This is a genomic window from Streptomyces albidochromogenes, assembly GCF_005981925.1.
In the GTDB taxonomy this organism is placed as follows: domain Bacteria; phylum Actinomycetota; class Actinomycetes; order Streptomycetales; family Streptomycetaceae; genus Streptomyces; species Streptomyces albidochromogenes.
The window spans coordinates 1-10,060 of record NZ_VBVX01000253.1 but is presented as its reverse complement, the minus strand read 5'-3'; the positions used below and the strand labels follow the sequence as shown (position 1 = coordinate 10,060).

At 70.1% G+C, this 10,060-nt stretch carries 7 protein-coding genes and 1 pseudogene; 7 read left to right on the top strand and 1 reads right to left on the bottom strand.

The features are described from left to right. The 4 genes and pseudogenes from E2E34_RS26035 to E2E34_RS26015 form a co-directional block, all read left to right on the top strand. A pseudogene (locus E2E34_RS26035) lies at window positions 1–813 on the top strand (ABC transporter ATP-binding protein); the annotation flags it as partial. Window positions 814–972: 159 nt separating this feature from the next. Next, window positions 973–1,860: a FadR/GntR family transcriptional regulator gene (locus tag E2E34_RS26030; protein WP_208765338.1), complete on the top strand. Its 888-nt coding sequence runs from the start codon at window positions 973–975 to the stop codon at window positions 1,858–1,860. A 350-nt stretch (window positions 1,861–2,210) separates the two neighbouring features. Beyond that, window positions 2,211–3,779, top strand: a complete 1,569-nt coding sequence (locus E2E34_RS26020) for an RNA polymerase sigma factor (protein WP_138904354.1) — start codon at window positions 2,211–2,213, stop codon at window positions 3,777–3,779. Between the two features lie 158 nt (window positions 3,780–3,937). Then, window positions 3,938–4,768: a S1 family peptidase gene (locus E2E34_RS26015; protein WP_138904353.1), complete on the top strand. Its 831-nt coding sequence runs from the start codon at window positions 3,938–3,940 to the stop codon at window positions 4,766–4,768. A 115-nt stretch (window positions 4,769–4,883) separates the two neighbouring features. Here the strand turns inward: E2E34_RS26015 and E2E34_RS26010 are convergent, their stop codons facing one another. Continuing rightward, a complete protein-coding gene (locus E2E34_RS26010) occupies window positions 4,884–5,114 on the bottom strand; it encodes a DUF7455 domain-containing protein (protein WP_138896648.1) in 231 nt (76 codons plus the stop codon). 432 nt (window positions 5,115–5,546) lie between these two features. Here E2E34_RS26010 and E2E34_RS26005 point away from each other — a divergent pair, with 432 nt between their 5' ends. The 3 genes from E2E34_RS26005 to E2E34_RS25995 all read left to right on the top strand — a co-directional run bounded on the left by E2E34_RS26005 (window position 5,547) and on the right by E2E34_RS25995 (window position 9,933). Then, window positions 5,547–7,667 carry a DNA gyrase/topoisomerase IV subunit B gene (locus E2E34_RS26005; RefSeq protein WP_138904352.1) on the top strand — a complete coding sequence of 707 codons (2,121 nt, stop codon included), beginning with the start codon at window positions 5,547–5,549 and terminating at the stop codon, window positions 7,665–7,667. A gap of 185 nt (window positions 7,668–7,852) precedes the next feature. Next, window positions 7,853–8,344 carry a DUF485 domain-containing protein gene (locus tag E2E34_RS26000; RefSeq protein WP_244316107.1) on the top strand — a complete coding sequence of 164 codons (492 nt, stop codon included), beginning with the start codon at window positions 7,853–7,855 and terminating at the stop codon, window positions 8,342–8,344. Then, window positions 8,341–9,933: a monocarboxylic acid transporter gene (locus E2E34_RS25995; protein WP_138904350.1), complete on the top strand. Its 1,593-nt coding sequence runs from the start codon at window positions 8,341–8,343 to the stop codon at window positions 9,931–9,933. The genes E2E34_RS26000 and E2E34_RS25995 overlap by 4 nt, the downstream gene beginning before the upstream one ends. Window positions 9,934–10,060 lie beyond the last annotated feature (127 nt).

Below are 10,060 nucleotides of genomic sequence, written 5' to 3'. Positions count from 1 at the left end.
GCGCAGGCGACGGTCCCGCCGCCCCTGCCGCTGCGTCCCTCACGCAGCCCGCTGCGCCCCGTGCGCTACGAACTGCACCGCCTCTTCGGCACGCGGACGACGCTGCTCGTCGCCGCCGCCGTGCTGGCCGCCTCCGTGACGATCTCCGTGCTGCTGGCCCGCGTCGGCAGCACCCCCCTGTCCGCCCTTCTCGCGGCCTGGCCGGACATCCTGCCCCTGCCGCCCGCCGCGTTGGGCGCGGGCCTGCTCGGCGCCATCGCCTTCGGCGAGGAGTTCCGGTATCCCGCGCTCGCCGCCGCCCGCGGCACGGTTCCCCGGCGCGTCGGACTGCTCCTCGCGAAACTGGCGGTCTCCGCCACCGCCGCGCTGCTGCTCGCCCTGCTCGTCGTGGTGGCCGACGCGCAGGCCCTGAGACTGGTGTACGGCGAGGACTTGCTGCGCGTACCCGAGAAATGGCCTGCTTTGACGGTCAGTTGGTCCGGCCTCACCGTCGGCTGCGCGTGGGCCGGGCTGCTCGGCGCGGGCGTCTTCCGCGCGACGGCCGCCGGGGTGGCCGCGGTGCTGGCCGTACCGGTCCTGGTGGCGCCGGTCGCGCAGCGGATGGTCGTGGGGCCGTCGGTGCGTTCGGTGGCCGGACTGCCGGGCCGGCTGCGCGAAGTGGCCTGGCTGCGATGGCCGTACGAGATCGACGCGTGGGTGGTGGCCGGGATGAGAGTCGCGGCCCAACCGGTCGGAGCGGCGCTCTCGTTGTCGCTGTGTGCACTGCTTTGCGCATATCTGTTCACGGGCCTTCGCCGCAGGCCCCATTGGTGACCGAGTTCGGCCGAGGAGGCCGACGGCCGTCGCAACTCCCCTGTCTACGCCCGTTTCTTTCCGATAAGTCGTCAATTGCAGGGAGGGCGGCGATCACCCTTTCGTGTGCTTTTCACCAAAGACCTCAAGGGTCGCGGAAGTCCCGCCGACAAAGGATCCGTGAGTACCCTTGCGCACACCATGATGACCGCCTCCCGCCCCGCCGATTCCGGCCTCGCCGGGCCGGGTGAACTCGACCGCTACCCCTACGCAGAGGCGCCGGGCGCCGACCGCGTCGGCGTGCCCTCCTGGGAAGGGGCCGACACGGACCTGGGCCGGATGGGCCGCCGCTCGGCGGGCAGCCGGGGCCGCGGGCTCCACGGCCAACTCGTCCAGCAGCTCGGCCAGATGATCGTCTCCGGCGATCTCGGCGCCGACCGTCCGCTCGTCCCGGAGGAGATCGGCCAGCGCTTCGAGGTCTCCCGCACCGTCGTCCGCGAATCCCTGCGCGTGCTGGAGGCGAAGGGCCTGGTCAGCGCCCGTCCCAACGTCGGCACCCGGGTCCGCCCCGTCAGTGACTGGAACCTGCTGGATCCCGACATCATCGAATGGCGGGCCTTCGGTCCGCAGCGCGACGACCAGCGTCGCGAACTGGGCGAACTGCGGTGGATGATCGAGCCGCTCGCCGCCCGCCTCGCCGCCGGCCACGGGCGCGAGGACCTCCAGCAGCGGCTCGGCGACATGGTCGAGATCATGGGCCACGCCCTCACGCAGGGCGACTCCCTGACGTTCTCCCGCGCCGACGCGGAGTTCCACTCCCTGCTCATCCAGCTCGCCGGCAACCGGATGCTGGAGCACCTCTCCGGCATCGTCTCCGCCGCCCTCCAGGTCTCCGGAGGCCCCGTCACCGGCTGTGACCGCCCCACCGAGGCCGCTCTCGTCCACCACTCGCGTACGGTCGACGCCCTCGCGGCGGGCGACGCCCCGGCGGCCGAGGCCGCCATGCGCCAACTGCTCACGGTTCACCCGGAAGTGGAGCGTGTGGTGCCGGCGCCGCGCGAGCACTGACCGCGGACCACGGCCAGGGTGTGTGCCTTGCGGCCCGGCTGCGCTGACGAACCCCGTGTCGCCGGATCCCATGGGATCCGGCGACACGATTGTGGGCCGATGCCCCTTCTGTTCTGCCTCATTCGGAGGGGGTGTGACTCGGGCCACGCAGATTGGGCGTAACACTCCGCGGAACTGTGCGATGACCTAAGAGGTGACAGCCGAAGAGGGAATACAGCTGCTGAAAGTGGCGCTGTAACCAGTCCGAGGTTCAACCTGCGCCGTCGGTACATCCCCAGCCGATGTCGTCGGCCGCGGCCCGTACTCAGGGCGAGGCCGGAAGCCGTTTCCATCGTTCCGAGAGGTTGTTCGTGTCGGCCAGCACATCCCGTACGCTCCCGCCGGAGATCGCCGAGTCCGAGTCTGTGATGGCGCTCATCGAGCGGGGAAAGGCTGATGGGCAGATCGCGGGCGATGACGTGCGCCAGGCATTCTTGGCCGACCAGATTCCGGCGGCCCAGTGGAAGAACGTTCTGCGCAGCCTGAACCAGATCCTCGAGGAAGAGGGTGTGACGCTGATGGTCACTGCCGCGGAGTCGCCCAAGCGTCCCCGCAAGAGCGTCGCAGCGAAGAGCCCGGCCAAGCGCACCGCGACCAAGTCGGTCGCGGCCACCGCGGCCCAGCCGGCCCCCGCCAAGACCGTAGCGGCCACCGTGGCGCCGGCAGCGGAATCCGTGGACGTCGTGGCCGACGACGAGGCGGCCGCCGCCCCGGAGCCGGTGAAGAAGGCCGCCGCGAAGAAGACGGCCGCCAAGAAGACAGTCGCGAAGAAGACCGCGGCCAAGAAGACGGCCGCGAAGAAGACCTCCGCCAAGAAGGGCGCCGACGAGGCCGCCGACGGTGAGGACTCCGCCGAGGAGACGCCCGTCAAGGCGGGCGCCGACGAGGAGGAGGAAGGCGGCGAGAAGGGTTTCGTCCTCTCCGACGAGGACGAGGACGACGCGCCCGCTCAGCAGGTCGCTGTCGCCGGCGCCACCGCCGACCCGGTCAAGGACTACCTCAAGCAGATCGGCAAGGTCCCCCTCCTCAACGCCGAGCAGGAGGTGGAGCTCGCCAAGCGCATCGAGGCGGGCCTGTTCGCCGAGGACAAGCTGGCCAACAGCGACAAGCTGGCACCGAAGCTCAAGCGCGAGCTGGAGATCATCGCGGAGGACGGCCGCCGCGCCAAGAACCACCTGCTGGAGGCCAACCTCCGCCTGGTGGTCTCGCTGGCCAAGCGCTACACCGGCCGCGGCATGCTCTTCCTGGACCTGATCCAGGAGGGCAACCTCGGCCTGATCCGCGCGGTCGAGAAGTTCGACTACACCAAGGGCTACAAGTTCTCGACGTACGCCACCTGGTGGATCCGGCAGGCGATCACCCGCGCGATGGCCGACCAGGCCCGCACCATCCGCATCCCGGTGCACATGGTCGAGGTCATCAACAAGCTGGCCCGCGTCCAGCGCCAGATGCTCCAGGACCTGGGCCGCGAGCCCACCCCGGAGGAGCTGGCCAAGGAACTCGACATGACCCCCGAGAAGGTCATCGAGGTCCAGAAGTACGGCCGCGAGCCCATCTCGCTGCACACCCCGCTCGGCGAGGACGGCGACAGCGAGTTCGGTGACCTGATCGAGGACTCCGAGGCGGTCGTGCCGGCCGACGCCGTTTCCTTCACCCTCCTCCAGGAGCAGCTGCACTCGGTGCTGGACACCCTGTCCGAGCGCGAGGCGGGTGTCGTGTCCATGCGCTTCGGCCTCACCGACGGGCAGCCGAAGACGCTGGACGAGATCGGCAAGGTCTACGGCGTGACGCGTGAGCGCATCCGCCAGATCGAGTCGAAGACGATGTCCAAGCTGCGCCACCCGTCGCGCTCGCAGGTGCTGCGCGACTACCTCGACTAGGGCGTCTCCCGGCCGGTCGTCGCTGGTCGTCCACCACTCGGGCCGGGGGCCCGGAGTCCCGTACGGGTGACTCCGGGCCCCCGGCCGTTCGCGGGTGCGGCGCGCAGGTGTCCGGCCGACGCTGGTGGTGCCATTGCTGCACCGAGCCAGGAGGCCGTATGCGTCGCTCTTTCGCCGGATCACTGACAGGGGCGCTGGCCCTGACGGCCATGGCCGTCGCGGCGCCACAGGCATCGGGAGGCGCCGCCGCCCCGGACGGTGTGGTGATCGGGGGCCAGCCGGTACAGATCTCGGAGTCGCCGTGGGTGGTGGCCCTCTCCAGCCGTGACCGGTTCGGAGGTACGCGGGCGGGGCAATTCTGCGGGGGAGTGCTGGTGGCGCCCGCCAAAGTGCTGACGGCGGCACACTGCGTGAGTTCGGATGTACTGGGCGTACCACTCGGCCAGGTGCGCGATCTGCGGGTGATCGCGGGCCGCAGCACGCTGAAGGCCACGGGTGGCCGGGAGATCACCGTGAGCGGCGTACAGCTCAATCCGGCGTACGACGCCAAGACGAACGAGGGCGATTTCGCCCTGTTGACGCTGCTCGACCCGCTCCCCGCGTCCGACACCATCAGGGTGGCCGGGCCGGGCAGCGCCGCGTACACGGCGGGCACCGGAGCCATGGTCTACGGCTGGGGCGACACGACGGGCAGCGGGGCGTACGCCGGTGAGCTGCGGGCGGCCCCGGTGAAGGTGCTGCCCGACAGCGCCTGCGAGCGCGCCTACCCGGGCCGCGCGCAGGGCACGTACCGCCCGGAGACGATGCTGTGCGCCGGGGACGAGAACGGAGGGCACGACGCCTGCCAGGGGGACAGCGGCGGGCCCCTGGTGGCAGGCGGCCGGCTGATCGGGCTCGTCTCCTGGGGGAGCGGCTGCGGTCAGGCGGAGAGCCCCGGGGTGTACGCACGCCTCTCGGCGGCGCCGGAAACCTGGGCGGCCAGAAGCTGATTACGCTTGCAGCGTACGAGTACGGGCGGCCTTCCCCGATCCACCGGGGAAGGCCGCCCGTCGGCCGGTCGGAGACCGGCCCTTGGCTCGTCGTGGCTGCGAGGTGCCCGCGTTGTCAGCGGTCCTCGTCTTCCGGGGACGGCGGCACGGGGGTCAGCCGGTCGGTCTCGTCCTGTATTTCAGCGGCGATCTTCTTGAGTTCCGGCTCGAACTTGCGTCCGTGGTGGGCGCAGAAGAGCAGTTCGCCGCCGCTGGCCAGGACAACGCGCAGGTAAGCCTGGGCGCCGCAGCGGTCGCATCGGTCAGCGGCCGTCAGGGGGCTCGCGGGGGTCAGAACAGTAGTCACGTCGCCTCTTCTCTAGCTCGACGAGCTGTCGTACCAGGGTCAACATCCAACCAGGCCGAAAACGTTCCCGCTCGTGGCTTTTCCTTGAAAAATCTTCCGAGGTGGCTGTCTGTTGCCGGTTAGCGGCGAAGGAGCCGTATTGCGTCGCTCTACGGTTTCGCGTCGATGGGTGGGTGTTCGCCCTCCCGGCTGGGTTGCCGGTTGTGCAAGAGGACGTGCCCGGAGCCTAAATGGTTCATGCCTCGAAGGGAACGTGATGTCCACGTCACTCCAACGAGGGATCGAACGTGCATACGACTCTGGACTAGCATGAGTTTTCCTGAGGGTGGCGTTACATCGGCTCTACCAGGCCTCGGTACCCTCTGACCGGCGACCCACGCCGGGCCCGTACCCCATCGGGACACATTTGAAATTCAGCGAGGAGCGAACCGCGTGACCGCCGAAACGTCCGTGCCGTCCACTGCGCTTCTGACCGGTGCAGACCGTGACGGTTCCAACTACACCGCGCGGCACCTTCTCGTACTCGAGGGGCTCGAGGCCGTCCGCAAACGACCCGGCATGTACATCGGGTCCACCGACAGCCGCGGTCTCATGCACTGCCTGTGGGAGATCATCGACAACTCCGTCGACGAGGCCCTCGGCGGATACTGCGACCACATCGAGGTCATCCTCCACGAGGACGGCTCCGTCGAGGTCCGCGACAACGGCCGCGGCATCCCGGTCGACGTCGAGCCCAAGACCGGCCTGTCCGGCGTCGAGGTCGTGATGACCAAGCTGCACGCCGGCGGCAAGTTCGGCGGCGGTTCGTACGCGGCCTCCGGCGGCCTGCACGGCGTCGGCGCCTCCGTCGTCAACGCCCTCTCCGCCCGCCTGGACGTCGAGGTCGACCGCAACAGCGCCACGCACGCCATCAGCTTCCGGCGCGGCGTCCCCGGGATGTTCACCGAGTCCGGCCCCGACGCCCCCTTCGACCCGGCGAACGGGCTGCGCAAGAGCAAGCGGGTCCCCAAGACGCGCACCGGTACCCGCGTGCGGTACTGGGCCGACCACCAGATCTTCCTCAAGGACGCCAAGCTCAGCCTGGAGACGCTGTACCAGCGCGCCCGCCAGACGGCCTTCCTGGTGCCCGGCCTGACCATCGTCGTCCGCGACGAGCGCGCCCTGGAGGGCGAGGGGAAGACCGAGGAGACCTTCCGCTTCGACGGCGGGATCAGCGAGTTCTGCGAGTACCTCGCGCAGGACAAGGCCGTCTGCGACGTCCTGCGCCTCAGCGGGCAGGGCACCTTCAAGGAGACCGTGCCGGTCCTCGACGACCGCGGCCACATGACGGCCACGGAGGTCACCCGCGAGCTGGGCGTCGACATCGCGCTGCGCTGGGGCACGGGCTACGACACCACCGTCAGGTCCTTCGTCAACATCATCGCCACCCCCAAGGGCGGCACCCACATCTCCGGCTTCGAGCGCTCCCTCACCAGGACCGTGAACGAGGCGCTGCGCTCGGCCAAGCTGCTGCGCGTCGCCGAGGACGACGTCGTCAAGGACGACGCCATGGAGGGCCTCACCGCGGTCGTCACGGTGCGCCTGGCCGAGCCGCAGTTCGAGGGCCAGACGAAGGAAGTGCTCGGTACGTCGGCGGCCGCGCGGATCGTCGGCAACGTGGTGGCGAAGGAGCTGAAGACCTTCCTGACCTCCACCAAGCGCGATGCCAAGCAGCAGGCGCGCTCGGTGATGGAGAAGGTCGTCGCCGCTGCCCGGACGCGCATCGCGGCCCGCCAGCACAAGGAGGCGCAGCGCCGCAAGACCGCGCTGGAGTCCTCCTCGCTGCCGGCGAAGCTCGCCGACTGCCGCAGCGACGACGTGGAGCGCAGTGAGCTCTTCATCGTCGAGGGAGACTCCGCGCTCGGTACGGCGAAGCTCGCGCGGAACTCCGAGTTCCAGGCGCTGCTGCCCATCCGCGGCAAGATCCTCAACGTCCAGAAGTCGTCCGTCTCGGACATGCTGAAGAACGCCGAGTGCGGCGCCATCATCCAGGTCATAGGAGCGGGGTCCGGGCGGACCTTCGACCTCGACGCCGCCCGCTACGGCAAGATCGTCCTCCTCGTCGACGCCGACGTCGACGGCGCCCACATCCGCTGCCTGCTGCTGACGCTCTTCCAGCGCTACATGCGGCCGATGGTGGAGGCGGGACGCGTCTTCGCCGCCGTCCCGCCGCTGCACCGGATCGAGCTCGTGCAGCCGAAGAAGGGCCAGGACAAGTACGTCTACACGTACTCGGACAACGAGTTGCGGCAGACCCTGCTGGAGTACCAGCGCAAGAACGTCCGCTACAAGGACTCCATCCAGCGCTACAAGGGCCTCGGTGAGATGGACGCCGACCAGCTGGCGGAGACCACGATGGACCCCCGCCACCGCACCCTGCGCCGTATCAACATCGGTGATCTGGACTCCTCCGAGCAGGTCTTCGACCTCCTGATGGGCAACGAGGTCGCGCCCCGCAAGGAGTTCATCACCAGCTCGGCGGCCACCCTGGACCGCTCGCGCATCGACGCCTGAGGCCCGGGCGCCGACGCCGCACCGCACCACCCTCCACGCGGTCCACCCCCACGGGCGGACCGCGTGGAGCTTTTTCACCTTCACCTGAAGGGGTGAAGTGCGGGGATTGAAGAGTCCGGGATCTTCCCACTCTGTCCATCCTTGGGCACGCGGACCATTTGTTCGCGGACAAGGAGAGTTGTTCGGTGGAGAAGCAGGAAGGGCGCGAGGCCGCAGCAGTGCGGTTCGACGATCCCTGGTACGACGCGCTCGCCTCCGGCTGGGGCGAGCTCGACGGCACCGGCGCACCCGCGCCGGTCCCGCCGCAGCCCGCGCCGGCGGGCCGTGACGCGACCGGTCCCAGTGCCGCCGAGATCTATCTGGAGGTGCAGCGCAGCGCCGCCTTCCAGGAAGTGCGCGGCCGCTACCGGCGGTTCGTCGTTCCCGCCACCCTCGCCTTCTTCACCTGGTACGTCGTCTACGTCGTCGCGGCGACCACCGCGCACGACCTGATGGCCCGTCCGGTCGCCGGCGCGGTGAACGTGGCGATGGTCGCCGGGCTCGGGCAGTTCCTCACCACCTTCGTGCTGACCTGGGCCTACGCGCGTCATGCCCGGCTGCGCAGGGACCGTGCGGCGCTCGATCTCCGCTGGGACACGCAGGAACTGACCCGGGGGATCAAGGGGACCGTGCGGTGACCGACGACCACCAGACACTCGCGCTGCTGCTGTTCTGCGCGTTCGTCGCGGCGACGCTGGCGATCACGACATGGGTCAGTCGCAACCGGCGTGGTTCCGCGGAGGAGTTCTACGCGGGGGGACGGCTGTTCTCACCGATGGAGAACGGTTTCGCCATCGCGGGCGACTACATGTCCGCCGCCTCCTTCCTCGGCATCTCCGGCCTCATCGCCCTCTACGGCTACGACGGCATGCTCTACTCCGTCGGCTTCCTCGTCGCCTGGCTCGTCGTCCTGCTGCTCGTCGCCGAACTCGTGCGCAACTGCGGCCGGTTCACCCTCGCCGACGTCGTCGCCGCGCGGATGCGGGAGCGGCCCGTGCGGATCGCGGCGGGAACTTCCTCGGTCACCGTGTCCGTTCTCTATCTGGTGGCGCAGATGGTGGGGGCGGGCAGCCTGGTCGCGCTGCTGCTGGGCGGGAGCAGCGAGGCGGCGCGCAACTGGACGGTCATCGGCGTGGGCGCGCTGATGGTGATCTACGTATCGCTGGGAGGGATGAGGGCCACCACCTGGATCCAGATCGTCAAGGCGGTGCTGCTGATGGCGGGTACCGTCGCGCTCACCGTGCTCGTCCTGGTGCGCTTCCACGGCGACTTCAACCAGTTGCTGCTGTCCGCCGCCGAGCGCAGTGGCCACGGCAAGGACTTCCTCTCGCCCGGTCTGCGGTACGGCGGCGACTGGACGGCCCGCTTCGACTTCATCAGCCTCGGCCTCGCGCTCGTCCTCGGCACGGCCGGTCTGCCGCACATCCTGTCCCGCTTCTACACCGTGCCCACCGCGCGCGCCGCCCGCCGCTCGGTCGTCTGGTCGATCGGCCTGATCGGCAGCTTCTACCTGATGACGATCGTGCTGGGCTTCGGCGCGGCGGCGGTGGTCGGCACCGACGAGGTACGGGCGTCGAACGCGGCGGGCAACACGGCGGTCCCGCTGCTCGCCCTCGACCTCGGCGGCGGCGCGGGCTCCACCGGAGGAACGGTTCTGTTCGCCATCGTCGCGGCCGTGGCCTTCGCCACCATCCTCGCGGTCGTCGCCGGCATCACCCTGGCCTCCTCCGCCTCGGTCGCCCACGATCTGTACGCCTCCCTCAGGCGGCGCCACGCCAAGCAGTACAGCGAGGTCGCGGTGGCGCGGTGCGCGGCCGCCGGGATCGGAGCCGTGGCCATCGGCCTCGGCCTGCTCGCCCGCGACCTGAACGTCGCGTTCCTCGTCGGCCTGGCCTTCGCGGTCGCCGCGTCCGCCAACCTGCCGGTGCTGCTCTACTCGCTGTTCTGGCGGAGCTTCACCACGCGCGGCGCGGTCTGGTCGGTGTACGGCGGCCTGGTCCCGGCCGTGCTGCTCGTGCTGCTCTCGCCGGTCGTCTCGGGCAGCCCCGACGCGCTGTTCCCCGGCGTCGACTTCCAGGTCTTCCCGCTCCAGAACCCGGGTCTGGTGTCGATCCCCCTGGGCTTCCTCGCAGGCTGGGCCGGTACGGCGCTGTCACCCGAGCCGCCGGACGAGGCCCGGCACGCCGAGACGGAGGTGCGCTCGCTGACGGGCGCCGGCGCGGTCTGACGCTGATCACCCCAGGCCCCCTGCACCGCTGAGGGGGGCCGGGGCCGACACCGAACGTGCCGCGACGGGGCACGGCACTCCCGGGCCGACGGCACCCCCGCCGCCGAGAACCGCGCCTCCGCCGCCC